Source organism: Amycolatopsis dongchuanensis (genome assembly GCF_039542405.1).
Lineage (GTDB): Bacteria > Actinomycetota > Actinomycetes > Mycobacteriales > Pseudonocardiaceae > Amycolatopsis_E > Amycolatopsis_E sacchari.
On sequence record NZ_BAABIB010000169.1, the window covers coordinates 102,165 to 121,988 of the forward strand.

A 19,824-nucleotide genomic window follows, 5' to 3' on the forward strand; every position below is an offset into this window, starting at 1 on the left:
TGTGATCACCGTCTCCCGCCGGTCAGGTGCTCGACAGCGGGCGTCGCGGCGCGGAGACTGAAGAACGAACAGGCGAAACTCGCCGTCAACGGTTCACCATGCGGGGAGCCGGGGGTTCTGTCCAGTTGTTTTCGGCTTCTGCGAAAGGTGACACGAGCGTCGATGGTGTCTCGGTTCGACTTCACGCTCGGCAGCGTGGAGGCGGTCGTGGTCGGCCGTGCGGTCGGTGCCGACGTGCGCGTTTTCCCGCTGCGCATCAGCAACACGACGGTCGATCCCGTCCGCTTCGCCAAGCTGGCGCGCCAGGTCTACTTCGACCTCGAGGACCGGCGCCTGTCCGTGCGCGGCGAGCTCAACCGGCAGGTGCGGCTCGCCTTCGAGCTGCTGCGTGACCACCGCGTCGTCGTGACCGCGAGCGGCAGCGACGTCCGCTACGGCCAGCTCGCCGTCTTCGCCGTCACCGACGGGGCGCAGGCGCTGACGATCGGCCAGGACGACGGCGACGACCGCCTGTGGTTCTCGCTGCTGCCCGACGAGGAGCTGGTGCCGGCGATGGCCGGCGCGCTGCCGGAGGCCGGGCCCGCGCCGACCGGACCGCTGTCGGTCTCCCGCCGCGACGAGCGCCCCCTCTCGGCGGTGGCCGCGCGGCGGCAGGCCGAGGAGGAGTTCGACGAGGAGGAGACCGAGGCGTTCGGCAACCTCCAGGTGAACACCGTCGTACGGCCGCGTGGCGCGGTGGCGCCACCGCCCACCGCCGACGAGGAGCGCCTCCAGGAGATCTTCGCCGGGCCGCGGCTCGGCGGCGGGTACTTCACCGCGGCGGGCCGGGGCCGCCACGGCGAGCGCCGGACCGTGGAACCGGTCACCTGGCTGGACACCGAGGAGGGGCGCTACCTGGTGCAGACCAGTACCGACGCGACGGGAACGATCACCGCGCGGTACGTTCCAGCGGGGTTCACCGACGTGGCACAGACCGTGCGCACGATGATTTCCGCCGTCTACTGAGATCGGGGAGGCACCAGGCATGAGCGAGGAAACGGCACCGATCGAGCAGGAGCAGGGTGAGCTGGTGCTGCCCACCATGCAGCGGATGCTCAGCGGCGTCGAGCTGAAGCAGCTGGCCAAGGACGGCGGCTTCGCGGTCGACGAGCACACCGGCGACCGGATGATCCAGGCGCTGCAGGACATCATCGACTCGCTGGAGGCCCGCTGGAGCGCGCTCGAGCAGTTCCAGCAGGCGCCGCCGATGAGCACCACCGCGACCTCGCGCTGGGTCTCGGACCTGATGGTCCGCACCGCGACCGACGAGCGCGGCCTGCTCACCCAGCTCCAGCAGGCGAAGGCCGAGCTGCCCGCCTACATCGAGGCGATCAAGCTCGCCAAGGCGAACTACCAGTCGCAGGACGGCGAGACCGGGAACACGCTTTCCCGGATGCGCGTCGAGGCCTGACGCCCGAGCACGACACGGAGGAGAACCATCGTGGCCCAGACCCGAGTGGGCGGCTTCTTCCACGACATCACCGAGGACCCCGAATCGCCCTACTACCTGGGGCCGATCGGGGAAGGGGTGTCGTCGGGCGACGAGATCCGCGCCGAGGTGACCCGCGAGGTCGACGACGAGATCGCCAAGGGCTGGCTGGGCGACGTCGTCACCCCGCTGCGGCGTGACGAGGAGATCCAGCGCCGCTACGAGCAGCAGATCGCCAAGGCCAGGGACGGGCTCGACGCGGGGCTGGAGATCCGGCAGAAGGGCACCGCGCCCAGCACGCTGTGGGAGAACGCGAACCACGAGCAGATGGTCGCCGCGCTGACCGAGAACGCCGACTCCGCCGCCGTCGCGGTGACCTCCGAGGAGTGGGTGCGGCTGGGCAACGAGCTCACCGACCACCAGCGGAACCTCGCCGACGCGATCAACGACAGCCTGTCCGACTGGCAGGGCTCCGGCGGCGACGCCGCGCGCACGCACCTCACGTCGGTCGGCAAGTGGCTGGGCCTGACCGCGCAGGGCGCCACGCTCACCGGGCGCCAGCAGGAGATCCACTCGCAGGCGCTCAACGAGGCGCAGAAGCAGATGGCGGCCAACCCGCCCGTACAGTTCGACGTGCAGGCCGCCAACGCGCGGCTGCAGACGATCACCGACCCGATCGCCTACGCGCAGCAGGCCCAGGCCGACCAGCAGGTGCTGCAGCAGCAGGAGGCGGCGCGCCAGCAGGCGGCGCGGATCATGGCGCAGTACGACGACACCGTCGCGGGCGCCACCACCACCCCGGCCTTCCCGCCGCCGCCCAAGCTCGGCGGCGGCTCCGCCACCACGGCCTCGCTGCCGCGCGGGGTGGCGGAGCCTGATCACCCCGTGTTCAGCAAGAGCGTGCACGGCACGGCATCCCCGGACAACGCGGTCGCGGGCCAGCGCGTCCCCGCTGGCTCCGCCTCGACCGGCGGGGCGTTCGACCCCGCCCAGCTGCCCGCCGCCTCCCTGTCCGGCGACGGTGCGTCCGGCACTTCCGGCTCCGGCGCTGGTGACTGGTCCGGCAACGGACAGCCCGGCGGCTCGGGCTCCGGTTCCGGTTCCGGTTCCGGTGCGGGCGTGCCGAACCTGCCTGGCAGCACTTACGGCGGCGGCTCCGGCACGTACGGCGGTGGTTCGGGTACCGGCGCCGGGATCCCGCCGTTGTCCACGGGGGACTACCCCGGCGGCACCACCACGTACGGCGGTGGCGGGTCCTCCTACTCGCCGCCGCACATCCCCGAGAGCACCCTGCCCTCGTCGGTGACCGGGACGGACCTCAGCGGCACGTCCGGCGGATCGGGCGGGTCGAGCGGGACCGGCCGGATACCGACGATCGGCTACACCGGCGGGGTCAACGGCGACAGCATCTCCAGCCGGCTGGGCGGCGGTCCCGCGTTCAGCGGCTCGCTCGGCGACCTCGACTCGTTCGGCGGCACGGGCGCCGGTGGCAGCGGCCTCAAGGGCATCGGTGGCATCGGCGGGACCGAAGGGGCGGCGGGCAAGGGGCTCGGCGGTATCGGCGGCGGTGGCGGCAAGGGCATCGGCGGCATCGGTGGCGGTGGCGCGAGTGGTGCCAGTGGGGCCGCGAACCGGCTGGGTGCCGGAGCGGCTTCGGGTGCCGCGGCCGCGGCGGAGGAAGCCGCCGCGGGGCGTGGTGCGGCCGGTGCCGCGGGCGCCGCGGGCCGTGCGGGTGCCCCGGGTGCGGGGATGCCGCACGGCGGCAGGGGCAAGGGGGAAGAGGACAAGGAGCACAAGGTCGCCGACTACATCGAGGGCGATCCCGAGTTGTTCGAGGCGGGCCAGGTCGTCGCCCCTCCGGTCATCGGTGACTGGAAGAAGAACAAGCCGAGCAAGAAGAACTAGCGGGGGCGAACATGTCTTTCGATGTCGACCCGGACGAGCTGCGCACCCACGCGAGCCACGTGGACGCGCTGGTCGACCGGCTGAACACCGCCGTGGACGCGGCGAACACCGTGGTCATGGACGATTCGGCCTACGGGCTGCTGTGCGCTTTCCTGCCGCCGATCATCAACAAGACCACCCAGGACGACGCCACGGACGCGCTGCGTGCCGCCGTCGAGGGCATGGGCAACACGGCGGACAACGTCCGCGCCACGGCCGACGGGTACGAGGAGCAGGACCGCAGCAACGCGGCGCCGTTCGAGGGCCAGCTGCGGGACGAAGTGGCGGTGATCAAATGACGGCGCCCAACGGCCTCGGCGACCTGATGCGAGACCCGGACGAGGCGGCCGCGCGGATCGACGCGTGGGCGCAGGGTTTCGCGCGGAAGGCGGAGCGGTACCGGGCGGCGCAGGAGCGGACCGAGGAGATCCGGCTGACGTCGGCGAACACCGACGGTTCGGTGAAGGTGACCGTGCGCGCCGACGGCAGTGTCACGGACCTGGAGCTGACCGGGCGGGCGCGCAGCATGCCGCTGGAGGAGCTGTCGTCGCAGATCCTGACCACCATGCGGCGTGCACAGGCGGGGATCGCGGAGCGCGTGGCGGAGGTGATGGCCGAGGAGGTCGGGGACGAGGACCCGCAGACCCGCTCCCTGGTCGTCGACAACCTGCGCAGCCGCTTCCCGGACCCGGACGCCGAGGAGGACGAGGACGTCGAGGCCGAGGCGGAAGCGGGGGCTGGGGAGTCCCGCCCGTCATCCCGCCGCCCCCCGGCCCCGGAGCCGGACGACGAGGACAACAACCCGTGGTGATGCGCCCGGTGGGGTAGGCGGGTCGGCTGGCCGCGTGGCCGGGGCGCCGGAGGCGGCCCGGCGGGCGGCTCGGCCCGCGGCGGACGGCTCGGCCCCGCTGCGGGGGCGATTCCACCGCGGGATGGGCGGCTCGGCCCTGCGGCGAGGCAGGGGGTTCGCCGCAGGCGGTTCGACCGCGCTGCGGGGCGGTTTGGCCCCAGGCGGGACGGCTCGGCTGCGGCCGCCGGTTCACCCGGGCGACGGGCCGCGCGGCGGGGCGGCTCGGCCCTGCCACGGGAGCGATCCACCACCGAATGGGCGGCCCGGCCCTGCGGCGAGGCAGGGGGTTCGCCGCAGGCGGCTCGCCCGCGCGGTGGGGCGGTTTGGCCCCCGGCGAGACGGCTCGGCCGCGACCGCCGGGTTCGGCCCCGCGACGGGCGGCCCGCCCGTGCGGCGGGGCGGCCCGGCCCCGCGACGGCCCGCCCGTCCGGCGGGGCGGCCCGGCCCCGCCGCAGGAGCGATTCCACCGCGGGCTGGGCGGCCCGTCACTCCAGCCCTCGGCCCAGGCGGCCGTTCCGCCCCGCCCCGCTCCCCCAGCAGTGCCCGGCCCCATGGTCTAGACCCCACCACCGTCCAATCAGGACGCCCCACAACCGAACCCCGCCCCACGAGAAAGAGCCGACCCTTCCAGCAGGGAAAGGCCGGCTCTTCATCCGTCGGGGGACGTGGATCGGCGGGGACCGGAGGATATGCCTTCTTCCTCTTGCAGATGCGGAATGCCACAGAAACCGGCTGAGTTATGCAAATCCGATCGGACTAATCGTGCTCACCGGTCGTCACCTTCGGTCCCGAGAACGGGCGAATCCGCCGGTACGCAGGGGTGATCGGACATACTGTCCGCGTGACGTCTGCTCTCCTCGCCCGAGTTCTCGCGGCGAAGGCACCCGTCGTCGTCCTCGCGGGCGGCCCCGGTTCCGGCCGCACCACGCTCCTCACCCGTGCCCGCGCGCGTTCCACCGAACCCGCCGTCTCGCTGCGCTTCACCCGGTCCGAGCAGCAGCGCCCCGGTTTCGCCGCCGCACGCCTCGTGCAGGAACTGAGCCTGCTGCACCCCGGCACCCCACCTGACCTGCGGCGCCTGTTCGCGACCGGCCCGCGCGTCTTCCTCGATGACGTGCAGTGGCTCGACGCCGAATCACTCGCCGTGGTGCTCACCGCCCTGCGCGGCACCCCCGCCCGCCTGGTGTGCACGTGCCGCCTGCCCGCGCCCGCCCCGCTGCGCAGCGCCTTCACCCGGCTGCGGGCCGACCGGCTCGCCGAGGTCGTCACCCTCCGGCCGCTCGACCGCGCCGGCACCGCGGCGCTGCTCACCGAGCTCCTGCAGGCCGAACCCGCCGCCGACCTCACCGCGGCGTTCCACCGCCTCACGCGCGGCACGCCCGGCGCGCTGCACGCGGCCGTCGAGGGCTACCGCCGGGCCGGTTCGCTGCGCGTCGTCGACCGGTACGCCTTCCTCGCCCCGCCCGACCAGCCGCCGACCGGGGACGTGCCGGAGCTGCGGGCGCTCGGCGAGCCGCTGTGGCCGATCGCGAAGGTGCTGGCGGTGCTGCACCCGCTCGGCGAGATCGCCCCCCGGCTCGCGGCCGAAGCGCTCGGCGTGGACGTCGCCGAGGTGCACGAGGGCATCCGCGCGTTGCGGGCCGAAGGCGTGCTGCGCCCCGCGGATCTCCGGTTCCGGCTGCCGCTGACGGCCGAGCTGCTGCTGTCCTGCCTGAACCCGTTCGAACGGCGGCGGCTCGCGCAGCTCGCGGTCACGGCCGTGTGGTCAGGTGAGGCCCAGCCTTCGGACCAGCACTACCTGCCCGAACGGCTCATCGACGCGGGCGGGCTCGTCGATCCGGAACGCAGCGGGCGCGAGCTGCTCGAAGCGGGCCGCGCGACGCTCATCGAGTTCGGCTACCTCGCCGAACGACGGCTGGCCGTCGCGGCGGAGCGGCTGGCCGATCCCACCGAAGCGCTGTTCCTCGCCGCCGCGGCGGGAGGCGTGCACCGCCGGTTCGAATCGGCGCTCGCCAACACCCGCGCCGGACTGGCCCGCCCGCTGCCGCCGGACCTCCAGCAGGAGCTGGGGATCGTGCACATGGTCTCACTGCTCGGCACCGGCGACACCGCCACGCTGCGGGCGCTCGCCGACGGCGAGGCCGCGCTCCCCGGCAACGCCGCCGTGCGGCTGGTGAACCGCGCCGCCGCGCTGGCCCTGCTCGACCGCTGGCGTGAAGCCGACGAACTCCTCGCGAACCGGCGCGAGGAGTGGGCGGACAGCAACGCGTCGACCGTCGCCTACGCGCTCGTGTTCGGCATCGGGGCCGCCGCCCTGCGCGGCAGGCTCGACGACTTCGAGCGGTCGCTGGCGGACCCCGTGCTGCAGTCCCTGCTGCGGACCGACGAACGGCACCGGATCGAGCAGATCCTGGCCCGCGTCAGGATGCTGCTGGTGTTCGGCGAGCTCGACAGGGCGAGGGCGCTGATGCTGGAGCTGCCCACGGACCTGGTCGCCCCGGCCGACCGCGCGCTCTACGCCGCGGTGTCCGGCCGGTGGGACGACGCGCTGCGGTTCGCGCGGTTCACCACCGCGGACGGCGCCGCCGACGGGTACCCGCCGGGAAACACCGTGCTGGCACGGGAAATCGCCCGCATCCTCGCCGCGAGGGGGCAGTTCGGGCGGGCCAGGACCGTCCTCGACCGCGCCCGCACCGCGCAGCCGCTGCTGACCCACCTGCTCGACCTGGCGCGCGCGGAGCTGGAGTACGGGCTCGGCAACGGGGAGCTGGCGCACGAGCTGATGACCGGTGCGCTCGACCGCGCGCGGCAGCAGGGCGTGGTGCTCGGGTGCGACGAGCTGTGGCTGCGGCGCGCGAAGATCGAGTTCTCCCGCGGCGACCTGGCCGAGGCGCGCCGGTGTGTCGAGGAGATCCGCCGCATCGCCGACCGGACCGGGACCGGCCGGGCCCGGTTGCTCCACCTGAGGGGCCTGATGGTCGTCGAGCACGACCAGGCCGCGGCGGACGCGGCGCTCGAACTGGCGCGGGAACGGAACGAACCGCACGAGCTCGCGACCACGTGCATCGCCGTCGTGCGCCAAGGTCTCGGCGACCCGAAACTGCTGTCGGAGGCCTACGAGCTGCTGGCCTCGCTCGACGCGCTCGTGCCCCGCGCCCACGTCCGGAACCTGATGCGGGAGCGGGACGTGCCGGTGCCGGGCCGCGCCGCCACCGTCGCGGAGAACGAGCGGCTGCTGGCCGTGCTGGTCGCGGAGGGACTCACGAACCGCGAGCTCGCGACGGTGCTGCAGACCACGGAGAAGAGCGTGGAGGGGAGGCTGACGCGGCTGTTCGCCCGCACCGGCTACCGGTCGCGGGTCGAACTCGCCGCCGCCCTGCTCACCGGGGCGCACCCGGGCTGAACCCGGGTGCGGCCACCTCAGTCGATGAAGATGTGCAGGCCCGGTCCGATGACCAGTTCGCCATGCCTCGGCACCATGTGCCGGACCCCCTTCCGTGCTGTTCCGACGGGTCGAGCCTGCCGGGCGGAGGGCGTGGCGAACGGGAGCGGGAAACTTCTTTCCGCTTCCGGCGGGTTTTCCCTCACCGGGTTGATCAGGCAGCCGGACCGAACCGGCCCTGCAGGCTGGCGGCGACCAGCTCGACCCGCGAGCGGCAGCCGGTGCGGGCGAACAGCCTGGTCAGGTGGTTCTCCACGGTCTTGACCGTGACGCCGAGCAGCGACGCGACACGCCGGTTCGTGTAGCCCTCACGCAGCAGTTCGATGATCCGCAGCTCCGTCTCGGACAGCTCGGTCCGCGCCGCCCGTGGCTGTGGTGCGGACAGCCCGGGCCGCTGGAAGATCCGCCGGAGCCCGACCGCGCCGCACCGGTCGACCAGTTCGTGCGCCTCCCGCAGCACCGGTTCCGGGTCCTCGGCGATCTCGGCCGCCACCAGGAGCGCGACGAGCTGGTCCGGCACGTCGCCGCGGGCGCGGGCGAGGTCGGCGGCCTCGGCGGCGAGCACCGGGTCGCGGTGCGCGAACGCGCGTCCCTGCAGGACGGCGAGACTGCGCGGCTGGCGTTCCAGCTCGGCCAGGAACCGTTGCGCCGCAGCGGTGTCCCCCGCCCGGTGGGCGAGCACGAGCGCACGGCGCAGCAACTGGTCCAGACCGTACCGGCTGCGCCCGGCGAGCCGGTCCAGCAGCCGCTGGACGATCCCCACCGCCTCCCGGTACTCGCCGAGGTGCAGCAGCAGTCCCACCTCGCCCCACACCCGCATCGCCTCCAGCGCACCGCCTTCCGGCACCGGGTCCAGCCAGCGGCGTGCGGCGGTGAGCTGCCCGCGAGCCGTGCAGATCTCGGCGGCGATGAGGTGGGCGATCTGGTGGCCGGCGCTGTCGGTTTCGTTGCCCGCGGCCAGTTCCCGGGCCGCCGACAACGCGGACGTCCAGTCCCCGGCGCGGTACTGCGCGAGCAGCCGCTGGTACACGGCGACCGGGCCGTGGGACGGCACCCGGTACCGCGGGCCCAGCAACAGTTCCAGCACCGTGGCGAGGTCGGCGAAGTTGCCCGCTTCGGCGAGCGCGTCGAGCGTCTCGGGCGCGATCCGGCGGCGCAGCCGCGCGGCTGTCCTGGCGCAGCCGTCCCGGTCGCCGAGCAGCGCGTGCCCGAGCAGGGTCAGCTCGCCGGGCGAGAGCACGGGCTGTGCCCGCAGCTGCCGGACCGGCGGCAGCCGCTCCCCGATGCGCGCGACGGCGGCGAACCACCACCGCTTCGCGTTGGGGGGCAGGCTGCCCAGGTGCGCGACGGCCAGCAGCTGGGCCACCAGCAGGTCGTGCCGCAGTTCGGCGGGCAGCGCGGCCGCGTCCAGGTCGGGCAGCAGCTCGTAGCGCCCGGTGGCCACGACGAGGCGCAGGAACTCCGCCAGTGCGGCGGGTTGCGCGGCCGCCGCGCCCGGCTGTTCCAAGGCCGCCGCGTACCAGCGCACCGCTCGCTCGGGTTCGCGTGCCGCGATCGCGTCGGCTTCCGCGACGAGCCAGGAAACCTCGCCGGGATCGAGCGGCGGGCGGGCGCGGCTGGCGTACTCGGCGAGCACGCGCGTGCGGTTTCCCGCCAGCAGACGGCGGGTGAACTCGGCGCACTCGGCGTGCACGGGCACCTGCTCGACCGCCGCCGCGGCGAGCGCGGGCGGCTCGCAGGTGAGGGAACCGTCCGGAGCCGCGGTCAGCATGCCCGCCTCGACGAGGCGGTCCACCAGCCGGCCGCACGGGTCGAGCCGTTCGCCCAGCACCTCCGCCAGCACGGGCAGGTCGTCGATCCGCAGCGAGCCGAGCGCGGAGACCACGGCGAGCAGCCGCAGGCCCGCCTCGCCGGCGCGGGCGGGCAGGTCGTGGCCAGGGGGCAGCGCGATCGGGCGGACCGGATCGGCCAGGCACAGCCGGTCGCCGACGCGGACGAGCCTGCCGCGGCGGCGCAGTTCCGCGACGGTGGCGATCGCCGCTCCCGGGTTGCCCGCGAGGGGGCCCAGTGCGGCGGCGAGCGCCTGCGGCACCGCTTCGTCGAGCAGTCCGCCGGCGGCGCGGGCCAGCAGGGGCGCCAGATCCGCTTCCGGCAACGGCCCCAGCTCGAGGACCTCGTCGGCGGCGGCGAGCAGCTCGGGCGCGTCCCGGCACGCGGCCACGACGAGGCAGCCGGGCCGGCGCGCGGCCCCCAGGACGGCCGCGGGCGCGTCGGCGTCGTCGGCGACCAGGACCGTCGGCCCGGTGCGGCCGATGCGGTCGAAGATCGCGGTGAGCGCGGGGAAGGCAGTGGGGCAGGGACCGGTTTCGCACCGGCGGGTGAGCGTGGCGATCCGTTCGGCCACGACCGCGTCCCCGACCTGCTCGAACTCGGCACGCACGGCGTCCACCAGCAGCCGCACGGGATCGGCACCGTCGGCGGGCGGCAGCCGGATGACGCGCGCGCCGTCGGCCTGCCAGGCGGCGGCAGCGGCACGCAGGAGCGCGGTCTTGCCGGTGCCGGCGGCGCCGCGCACGACGACGAGCCGGCCGCGGTCACCGCGCACGGCAGCCCGCAACGCGGCGAGCTCGGTGCGCCGTCCCCGTAGCCGATCGCGAGCCATGTCCCGGTGCCGTCCCCTTCCCGACCGTGCTGACGGAACGGTATGTCAACTGGTTTTCGCAAGCCATTTCGCTGGTCAGCCCGAAAATCGGGCGAAACACTGCCCGAACGCACACCGAACAGTGCCCTTCCGTTCAGCTCCGGTCGCGCTCGATCTACTCATAGTAGGCAACGCCCGTTTCCCTCCACTGTGGACAGCGCCGACGGGTACCGGGTGTCACCGACCGTGATGGTGGGGCGGCGCTACGATGGCCCAAAGCGAGAAAGGAACACCGCGGTGAGCCAACGGGGACCCGACGCCTTCCCGCCCGAAGGTGTGGACCTGGAGCACCCGAGCGTGGCCCGGGTGTACGACTACCTGCTCGGTGGTGACGCCAACTGGGCGATCGACCGCGCCTTCGGTGACAAGGTCCTGGCCGGCTTCCCGGTGCTGCAGTCGGTGGCGATCTCGAACCGGCTGTACCTGCACCGCGCGGTGCGGCACCTGATGCGCCTCGGCGTGCGGCAGTTCATCGACATCGGCTCGGGCATCCCGACGATGGGGAACACGCACCAGGTCGCGGACGAGGTGTCCCCGGACGCGCGGGTGGTCTACATCGACAACGAACCGGTCGCCGTCGCGCACTCGCGGTACCTGCTGGAAAAGCACGGCGATCCGAAGCGGCACGCCGTGGTGCAGGCCGACATGCGGGACCCGGACGGGCTGTGGGAGCGCGTCGCCGAGACCGGGGTGATCGACTTCGAGCAGCCGGTGGCCGTGTTGCTCGTGGCGGTGCTGCACGTCCAGCAGCCGGGGCACGACGGCACCGACATCGGGCCGCAGTGCGTCGCGCGGTACCGGGAGCTGATGCCGTCCGGTTCGTACCTGGTGATTTCGCAGGTGACCGACGAGGGTGTGCCGGACGAGCTGGCGGACAAGCTGGTCGAGCTCAAGGCGATGTACGACGCGTCGTCGAACCCCGTGGTGTGGCGCAAGCAGTCCGAGATCCGGGACCTGCTGGGCGATTTCGAGCTCGTGGAGCCCGGCATGACGTGGACGCCGCTGTGGCACCCGGAGGAGAGCAGCCCGAACTCGCCCGAGCTGGAGTTCAGCACGCCCGAGGAGTCCGTGATCTGGGTCGGCGTCGGCCGCAAGCCCTGACGCTCAGCTGACCCGCCGGCGCCTGGCCGTGATGATCGCGACCAGCAGGAGTGCCACCGGGAGTGCGGGCAGCGCCGTTCTGGACAGCGTCCGCAGGCCCGCGGCCGCCAGCGCGCCCAGTACCAGCGCCAGCAGCTGCCGGACCGCCGCGCGCCGGCTTCCGGCCCGGCCGCTCACGAGGTCGTGCAGCGCGTTGGTGAGCGCGCCGGTGAGGTAGGTGGTCGCGGCGCCGAGCCGCAGTGCGGCGATGCTCTGCCCGCCCATCGCGACGGCCGCGAGCGCGAGCAGGACCAGTGCGCCCGCGTGGCCAGGGGCCGCGCCCGTCGCGACCCACCAGGCCAGAACTCCCAGCAGCAGCACCAGTTCCGCGCACAGCGGCCCGAGCAGTCCGCGCCGCCACACCAGCGTCCAGGCGACCACACCCACGCCGAACGCGGCAACGGCCGTCACGGACGGGACGATGCGGGCGACGTCGGCCGTGCCGAGGCCGAAGCCGGTGTTGACGAGGTTGCCCGTCACGACGCTCGCGAAGGCGCCACCGAGTTCCGAGAGCGCGAACAGGTCCACCGCCCCGGCACACGCCGCGAGCGCGGTCGCCACCACCACCTCTGCTTTGACCACCGGCCCACCCTAACCGCGTTCTTGCGCCGCGCCTGGCCGGTGAACAGGTGATCATCGAGGACTACTTGCGGGGAACGGGTTTTCCGGCACCAGCGTCGGCCGGGCGGGGGGGTCTCCGGTTCGGTGCCGGCGCGCCTCCGTCCGCTGCGGGGTTCGAGCACGCCGGGGCGGAGGGGCGAGGGTGCGCCGGTGATAATGGCGGGGTGAGCACCGACGACACCGGATCCCTCCCGCTCGTCGAGGAGTACGGGCCCGCGTGGGCGCGGGGGCCGTTCGAGCGGGGGACGGATGGTCCGCAGCTGATCCTGGTGGGCGTCGACGGTTCGGCGACGGCGATGCGGGCGGGTGCGTACGCGGCCGGTCTCGCGCGGCGGCAGCGGTCGCGGCTGGTCGTGGTGTACGTGGTGGCGCCGTCGGTGTGGACCGGCATGTCGCCGAGTCTCCTCGCGGCCGCGCAGCAGCAGGCGCACGACGAGCTGATCACCGAACTACGCGCCCCGCTGGAGCGGCTCGCGGCGGAGGCGCGGATCCCGGTCACGCTGGAGGTCCGCCGCGGGGACGCCTACACGGAAATCCGCCGGGTCGCGACGGACCGGCAGGCGGACCTCGTGGTGGTCGGCGCATCGGAGAGCGCGGGCCACCGCCTGGTCGGCTCGGTCGCGACGCGCCTGGTGAAGGCGGGCCTGTGGCCGGTGACCGTAGTGCCCTGATTCCCTGGGGGTTCGGGGTGGGGCGGGGCGGCTGGGCTCCACGGCCGGGGGGCATCGTGCCGGGGGCGGGGCGGGGCGGGTGCCGGGGGCCGGAGGCCACCGAGCCGGGAGCGGCGGGTGGCAGGTGGTTCGGGACGGCTGCGGGTTGCTTGCGCCGCATGGCGAGGGCCACCGTGCGAGGCGGAGGCGATACGGGACGGTTGTAGGCGCGCGGTCGATTGCGGCGGCTGCCGGGTGCTTGGTCCCCACGGCCGAAGGCCATCGAGCGGGCAGCGGCGGTTCGGGACGGCTGCGGGGTGGGGTCGCGGGCACTTCGGATCGCAGCGGGAGCGCAGTGGTGCGGAACGGCTGCGGCGCGAGAATCCGGGCGGTGCCTGGGGTGGGCTAAGTTCGGGGCCACTTGGGCGCCACTGTCGAAGGCCGTCGTGCCGGGCCGGGAGGTGTTGATGCAGGGCGAGCGCTGGGCTGGGGTGGGGGCCGAGGCGATGCCTGCGGTGCGCGGCTTCGAGGTGCTTGGGTGCCACGGTCGAAGGCCATCGTGCGAGGCCGGGGATGGAGCCGGTGCGAGCACCGCTTCCGAGATGGGCGACCGGGATCTACTGTGCCAGTTCGGAAATCACCGTGCCGACTTCTGCGACGAGGTCTCTTGCCAGCAGGCCCGTCACTCCGGTGCGCGGGATGAGGCGTTGGCCCGCCAGTGCGTGGACGTGCGTCGCCCAGCAGGTTGCTTGTGGTGGGGTTGCCGAGCGGGTCAGGAAACCGCCGATCAGGCCTGCCAGTACGTCGCCGCTGCCGGAGGTGGCCAGGTGGATGTGGCCGCCGCCGTCGAACCAGCGTTCGCCGTCCGGTGTGGCGATCGCGCCCATCAGCGTGACCACCGCCTGGTAGCGGTCCGCGATTTCCGCTGCCGCGTCGGCGAAATCGGGCACCTCGTCCCGGCCGAGGAGGTACGCCGCCTCCTTGCTGTTCGGCGACAGCACCACCCGGCCCGCCCACGGCCGCACCAGTTCCGGCTTCCGGCTCAGCGCACCGAGCGCGTAGGCGTCCAGCACCAGCTTCGCGTCTTCGGCCACCAGCGACAGGACCCGTTCCAGCAAAGCGAACGTCTCGTCCACGTCCGTCAGCCCGGGGCCGATCACCACGGCCCTCGCGTTCGGCAGCGCGCCGGCGAGTGCCTCGGTGGCGTCTCGCGACACCGCGCCGTTTTCGGTCTCCGGCAGGCCGATCACCGAGGACTCCGGCACGGCCACCCCGAGCGCCGTCGCATGCCGTTCGCTCGCGCCCAGTTGCAGCGTGCCCGCGCCCGCCCGCAGCGCCGCCGTTCCGGTCAGCAGCACCGCGCCCGGCACCGTCCGCGCGCCGCCGAGCACGAACACCGTGCCGCGGTCGTCCGTCGGCACCGGCCAGTCCCGGAGCAGCGCCGGCGTGACCGGGGTTGGATCAGGTGAAGAGCGCTGCGGCATCGTCATCCTCCGTGGGCTCCGTTGCGGTGGCGCGTCTGCTTGTCGAGGAGTCGATACCCGCCGGGCGGCACCGCCCACCGCGACGGCGCCACCCAAGCCGGATCAGGTGAGGGATGCTGCGGCATCGTCGTCCTCGGTGGGTTCCGTTGCGGTGGCGTGCAGGTGCACCGTCTCCTGCTCCTCCGTCAGCCGGTACCGGCCATCGGGCTCCGCGCTCCAGCCCGTGATCGACCCGTTCGCCACCTCCGTCCGCGACGCGGCGCGCAGCAGCTCCGGCTCCGGCACGCCTTCGAGCAGGTACCGCAGCGTGAACACCGTCATCTCGTGCGCCACGAACAGCACCCGCTTGCCCGCCGCGTCCGCGTGCAGCTCACGCAGCAACGGCCGCACCCGCAGCACCACGTCCGCCCACGACTCACCGCCCGGCGGCCGGTAGTAGAACTTGCCCAGCCGCTGCTTCCGGCGCAGCTCATCGGGCCAGCGCTCCCGCACCCCCCGCGTGGTCAGCAGGTCGAGCACACCCAGCTCCCGATCCCGCAACCGCTCGTCGATCACGGGCTCCCTGGGCACCGGCGCGCCTTGCCGGGACGCGGCGGCAAGCGCTATCCGCGCCGTCTCCGCCGCCCGCCTGTACGGCGACGCGACGACGAGATCCACCGGGCTGCGCGCGAGCCACTCCCCCGCCGCCTCGGCCTGTTCCTCGCCCAGCGGCGTGAGCGGCACGTCCGCGTCACGCTCGGCGATGTCGATCACCTCGCGCCCGTCGGACTCCGCCTCCTCGCGTGCGACGTTGCCCGTGCTCTGCCCATGGCGGAGCAACCCCACCCATGCCATCCGCGTGCTCACGGCAGCAGGACTACCCAGGGCGCGGAGATCGTAAAAACGGCGCCCCCGCTACCGGCCCTGTTCGTCCCGCGGGGCGGCCTCCTGCGCACCCCGCCCCGCCTCGACGACCGTCCAGTTCCGCAGGCCGCCCGCGAACTGGGCCGCGTACTGCTCCGCGGCCGCCTGCGTCGGAAAGCGGACCTCCTGCGCGCGTGACCGGTGCTTGATCTTGTAAGCCATGGTGAACTCCCCTGCTTGCGACTCTCCCTGCGTCCGACCATAGAACAGACGTTCGAGCACGGCAAGGCGACTCGCCAGAGCGGGTGAAAACGGCCCGAACCCGACTAGTCCACTGTGGACGGTTATCCTCGACGGTGTGCGGGAGATCTTCGACACAGCCGGGGTCCAGGCCTGGGTGCACGTCCGCTGCCTGGACTGCGGCGCCGAAACCGGGCTGGACGCGGACGAACCGGTCGTGCTGGCGTCGGTGGTCAAGGTCCCGCTGGTGCTGGAGTTCGCCCGCCAGGTCGCGGCGGGCCAGCTCGACCCGGCCGACCGCGTCCGCGCGACCGCACCCACCCGCCTGGGTGGTGCCGCGATCGCCGGCTGCGCCGACGACGTCGAGCTGAGCCTGCGGGACGCCGCGCTGTTCGCGCTGACGTTGAGCGACAACACCGCCGCCGACCTGCTGTTCGACCGCGTCGGCCTGGACAACGTGCGCTCGCTGGTGCGCGAACTGGGGCTGACGGACACCCGGATCACCGGCGCGCCAAGGGATGTCGTGACCAGCATGGCCGAGGACATCGGAGCCCGCGACGCCGCGGACTTCGCGCGCAGGTTCCCCGCGCTGGGCCCCGAGGAGGTGTTCCGCACCCGCGCGCTCGACCCCTCGGCGACCAACGCCAGCACCCCGCGCGACCTCACCCGGCTCCTCGCCCTCATCGCCGACGACCGGGCCGGGCCGCCGGAGGCGTGCGCCTGGGTGCGGGACCTGATGAGCAGGCAGCTCAACTGGCACCGCCTCACCGCCGCCTTCCCGCCCGAGGTCGCGGTGTGGGGCAAGACGGGGTCGTTACCCGCGCTGCGCAACGAAATCGGCGTCGTCTCCTACCCGGGTGGCCCGCGGTACGCGGTGGCCGTGTTCACCCGCGCGGAGGTCCTCACCGGCCGCCTCCCGCACGTGGACCGGGCGATCGGCGAGGCGGCGCGGCAGGCCGTCGAGGACCTGGCTCACGACTGCCCGAACACCACGCTCCACGGCCGTCGCGGCGGTTCCCCCGGCGACGCGAGCGTCGAAATCCCGTCCCCCTGAACAATTTCCGCAACCAGCTCCGCCAGCACGCGCACCGCGGGATGAGGCGCCGCAGACGGCCATGCGAGCGACATGCGCCTGCTCAGCGCGCCCGGCGGCAACGGCCGCCAAACGACGCGGGGTTCCTTACGTGCCACCGTTCCCTCGTCGAACGCCACTCCGTGCCCCGCCAGCACGAGCCCCAGCACGAACTCGGGGCTGCGGGCGTGCCGCGTGCCCGCCGGGCGAAAACCGTGCTCCCAGCACGTCCGCAGGATCGCGTCGTAGAGCCCCGGCGCGGCGGCGCGGGGGAAGATCACCAGGCCGTGTCCGGCGAGGTCCGCGAGCGTGAGCTCCGCGCGCGCGGCCAGCGGCGAGTCGCGCGGGAGCACGACACCCAGCGGGGTTTCCACGACGGGACCCAGTTCGAGCCCGATCGCGTCGACCGGGTGCTGCAGCAGTCCCGCGTCGAGCTGCCGGTCGGCGAGCAGCCGCAGCTGTTCGGCCGTGGTCAGCTCCAGCAGGTCCAGCCGCACGTCGGGGTGCGGCTGCGCGAACGCGGACAGGATCGCGGCGAGCACTCGGCCCGGCACCTCAGGCGGCACACCCACGCGCAACGCGTCCAGCTCGCCCCGGCCGGCCTTGCCGACGAGCGTGACCAGCCGTTCCCAGCGGGCCAGCAGTTCCCGTGCCTCGCCGAGCAGCACCTGCCCCGCCTCGGTCAGCTCGACGCGCCTGCTGTCGCGGTCGAACAGCCGCGCGCCCAGGTCCTGTTCGAGCTTGCGGATGCGCTGGCTCAGCGGCGGCTGCGCGATGCCGAGCCGTTCGGCGGCGCGGCCGAAGTGTAGTTCTTCGGCCACGGCGACGAAGTACCGCAGCTGACGCAGGGGTTCCACGCTGGGACGATATCGGAACCGGTATCGCCAGAGAGGAGGCGCGGTCTTGGACACGGGCGGACGCGGTGTGCTCAGCTGCGCCCATGACAGTGACCCGACGAAGAATGCTCGGCGCGAGCGCGGCCGCCGCGGTGCTCGGCGGCGCCCTCCCCGCCGCGGCCGCTGCCGCGCCCGCGGGCGTGACGCTGCGCTGGTGGGGCAACAACAGCTGGGAAATCCGGGTGCCGGGCGGGAAAACCGTGCTGATCGACCCGTGGCTCACCCGCTTCCACACCGGCACCTACACCCCGGCGGGTGCCGATCCCCGCACCCCGCTGTCGGTGGACACCGCGCTGATCGACCGCTACGTCGACTCCGGTGAGCTGCGCGCGGACCACATCCTGGTCACCCACGGGCACTACGACCACCTCACCGACGTGCCCTACCTGGCACGGAAAACCGGCGCGACCGTGCTCGGCACCGAGACGCACCTGAACCTGATGGCCGCGCTGGGCGCGCCCGAGGACCAGCTCTCACTGGTCACCGGCGGTGAGTACCTGACGTTCGGCACCTACCGGATCCGGGTGCTGCGCTCGCTGCACTCGGCGAGCGGGGCACGGGCGAAGGTCGCTTTTCCCGGTACCAGGCCGAATTTCGGCCTGGAGAAACCGCCGGTGCCGACGCAGATCCAGCACCTCGTCGAGGGCGGCACGCTGGCGTACCAGGTCGAGGCGAACGGTGTGCGCGTGCTGGATTTCGGCGGTTCGAACTACGTCGAGTCGGAGCTGGCCGGGTTGCGCCCCGACGTCGTGCTCCTGCCCGCGGGCGGCGGCTCGATCGCCGACTACGCGGCACGCCTGCTGCGCACGCTGGGTTTCCCGCGCTACGTCCTCCCGACGCACTGGGACGACTTCGACTACCCGCTCGGCGAACCGGCCCGGGACTGGGGCGGGCTCGACGGCCTGCGCGAGGCCGTCGAGCAGGGCAGCCCGTCGAGCCGGTTCGTCGTGGTCGACCACCTGCGCACGTTCAGTCTGTGACGGCGTCCGCGGTGAGCGACAGGTACCAGGAGTCCCGCGGGTGGTTGGTCGCCGGGTAGTTGGCGAGGGGATCGGTCGCGAGGCTCGCGGAATCGAAGTCCCAGCCCCGCACCACGTACCCCGCCCGCCGCGCGTCGGCGATGAACGACGAGTGCGTGGCCGGGGCGGCGTAGAACACCGCGCCCTGCCGGAGTTCCGCGCTGTCGCCGTCCTGGTACTCGTCGAAGGCGACCTGCGGGTACTGGATCCGCGCGCCGCCGACCGAAGGCGTGGAGTACCGCAGGGTCTGGGCCGGGGTGGCACCGTCCGCACCGGTCCAGACCACCACGCCGCGGCTGGTCGTCTTGTCGTAGCGCGGGTCTGCCGTCTTCGCGTTGCCGCTCCACGTGACCGACGAACCGCTGAGCGTCCCCGTCCACTGCCAGTTCTGGGTGCCGCTCTGGCTCTGGTGGACCTCCCGGACCGTGCCGCTGCCGGTGAACGCCACGGTGGGCAGCACGCCGTTGTCGTACTGCTTGCTCGGCCCCCACGTGATCTCGCCGTCCGCGCCCAGCTTGCCGACGTGGGACCACAGCGTCGTCGCGGTCTGGGACTGGTGCACCTCGACGAGGTCACCGTTGTCGGCCAAGGCGATCGCGGGGGTCTTGCCGGTGTCGTACTTCCCGTGCCGCAGCCAGGTGATCCGGCCGTCCGCGCCGTAGGTCCCGGTCCAGTACCAGAGCGTGCCGCTGCCGGAGTCGTGCACCTCGACGACCTGGCCCTTGCCGTTGACGGCGATCGCCGGGCTGGCCCCGCCGTAGGTCCCGGTCCAGTACCAGAGCGTGCCGCTGCCGGAGTCGTGCACCTCGACGACCTGGCCCTTGCCGTTGACGGCGATCGCCGGGCTGGCCCCGGTGTCGCGGCGGTACGCGGCACGGGTCGTGCCGTTGCCGGACAACAGCGGCAACACGCGTCCGCGCAACGAATCGACGGACGGCAGCGACGGGTACTGCGCCGGTGTGGCGAGGCCGGCACCGAACACGTCGGTGAGTTCCTGGTTCACCGCGGCGAGATTGCCCGCGGCGTACGACGGGTTGTCCGTCAGGTCGTCCTTCAGGTCCAGCATGACGACGATCGGCGCGTGGGACGGGTGTGCGTCCGACCAGCTGTCGACCACGCGCAGCCAGTCACGCAGGGCGTTGGACGCGGGGTTTCCGTTGTGGTCCACCAGGTTCCCGGGCGAGTCGTGGCCGACCGCGTAGTCGTGCGACGTGCCGTAGTCGTTGTCGTGGATGTCGAACTCGACGAAGCGCACCCCCGAGTCGAGCTGCGCGGTGATGGATCCCTTGGCACCGTCGAAGTTCCCGGAGTAGCTGTTGTGCGTCGCGCGGAACACCGCGGACGCGAACGGTACGTCGGCCGAGGCGGGCGGGGCGGCGAGGACGGACGCCGCCAGCAGTCCGGCGGCCAGTGCGGTCTTCAGGCTCACCCCGGCAGCGTGGCAGCCGGAACAC

At 73.4% G+C, this 19,824-nt stretch carries 17 protein-coding genes; 10 read left to right on the top strand and 7 right to left on the bottom strand.

What is annotated here, in order from left to right; genetic code table 11:
* The first annotated feature begins 162 nt into the window (after positions 1–162).
* From ABFX51_RS38215 to ABFX51_RS38240, 6 genes are all read left to right on the top strand, one after another.
* A complete protein-coding gene (locus ABFX51_RS38215; protein ID WP_346056735.1) occupies positions 163–1,005 on the top strand; it encodes an ESX secretion-associated protein EspG in 843 nt (280 codons plus the stop codon).
* Between the two features lie 19 nt (positions 1,006–1,024).
* The gene (locus ABFX51_RS38220) at positions 1,025–1,450 is read left to right on the top strand and encodes a hypothetical protein (RefSeq protein ID WP_428832539.1); all 426 of its coding nucleotides are present in this window, start codon (positions 1,025–1,027) and stop codon (positions 1,448–1,450) included.
* 30 nt (positions 1,451–1,480) lie between these two features.
* Positions 1,481–3,373 carry a hypothetical protein gene (locus ABFX51_RS38225; protein WP_346056736.1) on the top strand — a complete coding sequence of 631 codons (1,893 nt, stop codon included), beginning with the start codon at positions 1,481–1,483 and terminating at the stop codon, positions 3,371–3,373.
* A gap of 11 nt (positions 3,374–3,384) precedes the next feature.
* Positions 3,385–3,711 (top strand): type VII secretion target, encoded by a 327-nt coding sequence (locus ABFX51_RS38230; RefSeq protein WP_346056737.1) that lies wholly within the window; start codon positions 3,385–3,387, stop codon positions 3,709–3,711.
* Complete coding sequence (locus tag ABFX51_RS38235; RefSeq protein ID WP_346056738.1) at positions 3,708–4,223, top strand: YbaB/EbfC family nucleoid-associated protein; 516 nt, start codon at positions 3,708–3,710, stop codon at positions 4,221–4,223. Before ABFX51_RS38230 ends, ABFX51_RS38235 begins: the two co-directional genes overlap by 4 nt.
* A gap of 880 nt (positions 4,224–5,103) precedes the next feature.
* A complete protein-coding gene (locus ABFX51_RS38240; protein WP_346056739.1) occupies positions 5,104–7,665 on the top strand; it encodes a hypothetical protein in 2,562 nt (853 codons plus the stop codon).
* A 193-nt stretch (positions 7,666–7,858) separates the two neighbouring features.
* Here ABFX51_RS38240 and ABFX51_RS38245 read toward each other — a convergent pair whose 3' ends face one another.
* Positions 7,859–10,366 (bottom strand): helix-turn-helix transcriptional regulator, encoded by a 2,508-nt coding sequence (locus tag ABFX51_RS38245; RefSeq protein ID WP_346056740.1) that lies wholly within the window; start codon positions 10,364–10,366, stop codon positions 7,859–7,861.
* Positions 10,367–10,642: 276 nt separating this feature from the next.
* Here ABFX51_RS38245 and ABFX51_RS38250 point away from each other — a divergent pair, with 276 nt between their 5' ends.
* Complete coding sequence (locus tag ABFX51_RS38250) at positions 10,643–11,506, top strand: SAM-dependent methyltransferase (RefSeq protein ID WP_346056741.1); 864 nt, start codon at positions 10,643–10,645, stop codon at positions 11,504–11,506.
* 3 nt (positions 11,507–11,509) lie between these two features.
* Here ABFX51_RS38250 and ABFX51_RS38255 read toward each other — a convergent pair whose 3' ends face one another.
* Positions 11,510–12,127 (bottom strand): DUF1275 family protein, encoded by a 618-nt coding sequence (locus tag ABFX51_RS38255; protein ID WP_346056742.1) that lies wholly within the window; start codon positions 12,125–12,127, stop codon positions 11,510–11,512.
* Positions 12,128–12,330: 203 nt separating this feature from the next.
* On the opposite strand from ABFX51_RS38255, the gene ABFX51_RS38260 reads away from it, so the two are divergent.
* The gene (locus ABFX51_RS38260) at positions 12,331–12,837 is read left to right on the top strand and encodes a universal stress protein (protein ID WP_091508626.1); all 507 of its coding nucleotides are present in this window, start codon (positions 12,331–12,333) and stop codon (positions 12,835–12,837) included.
* Between the two features lie 596 nt (positions 12,838–13,433).
* Here ABFX51_RS38260 and ABFX51_RS38265 read toward each other — a convergent pair.
* From ABFX51_RS38265 to ABFX51_RS38275, 3 genes are all read right to left on the bottom strand, one after another.
* Positions 13,434–14,237: an NAD(P)H-hydrate dehydratase gene (locus ABFX51_RS38265; RefSeq protein ID WP_346056743.1), complete on the bottom strand. Its 804-nt coding sequence runs from the start codon at positions 14,235–14,237 to the stop codon at positions 13,434–13,436.
* Between the two features lie 165 nt (positions 14,238–14,402).
* The gene (locus tag ABFX51_RS38270) at positions 14,403–15,146 is read right to left on the bottom strand and encodes a histidine phosphatase family protein (RefSeq protein WP_346056744.1); all 744 of its coding nucleotides are present in this window, start codon (positions 15,144–15,146) and stop codon (positions 14,403–14,405) included.
* Positions 15,147–15,194: 48 nt separating this feature from the next.
* Positions 15,195–15,365, bottom strand: coding sequence for a hypothetical protein (locus ABFX51_RS38275; RefSeq protein ID WP_177228741.1), 171 nt, complete (start codon positions 15,363–15,365; stop codon positions 15,195–15,197).
* 136 nt (positions 15,366–15,501) lie between these two features.
* Here ABFX51_RS38275 and ABFX51_RS38280 point away from each other — a divergent pair, with 136 nt between their 5' ends.
* A complete protein-coding gene (locus tag ABFX51_RS38280; protein WP_346056745.1) occupies positions 15,502–16,437 on the top strand; it encodes a serine hydrolase in 936 nt (311 codons plus the stop codon).
* Here the strand turns inward: ABFX51_RS38280 and ABFX51_RS38285 are convergent.
* On the bottom strand, positions 16,356–17,312 hold the full coding sequence (locus ABFX51_RS38285) for a LysR family transcriptional regulator (protein WP_346056746.1): 957 nt from the start codon (positions 17,310–17,312) through the stop codon (positions 16,356–16,358). The genes ABFX51_RS38280 and ABFX51_RS38285 overlap by 82 nt on opposite strands.
* 83 nt (positions 17,313–17,395) lie before the next feature.
* Here ABFX51_RS38285 and ABFX51_RS38290 point away from each other — a divergent pair, with 83 nt between their 5' ends.
* Positions 17,396–18,331 (top strand): MBL fold metallo-hydrolase, encoded by a 936-nt coding sequence (locus tag ABFX51_RS38290; protein ID WP_346056747.1) that lies wholly within the window; start codon positions 17,396–17,398, stop codon positions 18,329–18,331.
* Here the strand turns inward: ABFX51_RS38290 and ABFX51_RS38295 are convergent.
* Entirely contained in the window at positions 18,321–19,799 is a 1,479-nt protein-coding gene (locus ABFX51_RS38295) for a PI-PLC domain-containing protein (protein ID WP_346056748.1), read from the bottom strand. The two genes, ABFX51_RS38290 and ABFX51_RS38295, sit on opposite strands and share 11 nt — an antisense overlap.
* Positions 19,800–19,824: the final 25 nt, after the last annotated feature.

Coding starts and splice junctions, on each gene's coding strand:
- ABFX51_RS38215 (WP_346056735.1), top strand. CDS start 163: ATGGTGTCTCGGTTCGACTTCACGCTCGGCAGCGTGGAGGCGGTCGTG.
- ABFX51_RS38290 (WP_346056747.1), top strand. CDS start 17,396: ATGACAGTGACCCGACGAAGAATGCTCGGCGCGAGCGCGGCCGCCGCG.
- ABFX51_RS38245 (WP_346056740.1), bottom strand. CDS start 10,366: ATGGCTCGCGATCGGCTACGGGGACGGCGCACCGAGCTCGCCGCGTTG.
- ABFX51_RS38235 (WP_346056738.1), top strand. CDS start 3,708: ATGACGGCGCCCAACGGCCTCGGCGACCTGATGCGAGACCCGGACGAG.
- ABFX51_RS38220 (WP_428832539.1), top strand. CDS start 1,025: ATGAGCGAGGAAACGGCACCGATCGAGCAGGAGCAGGGTGAGCTGGTG.
- ABFX51_RS38230 (WP_346056737.1), top strand. CDS start 3,385: ATGTCTTTCGATGTCGACCCGGACGAGCTGCGCACCCACGCGAGCCAC.
- ABFX51_RS38275 (WP_177228741.1), bottom strand. CDS start 15,365: ATGGCTTACAAGATCAAGCACCGGTCACGCGCGCAGGAGGTCCGCTTT.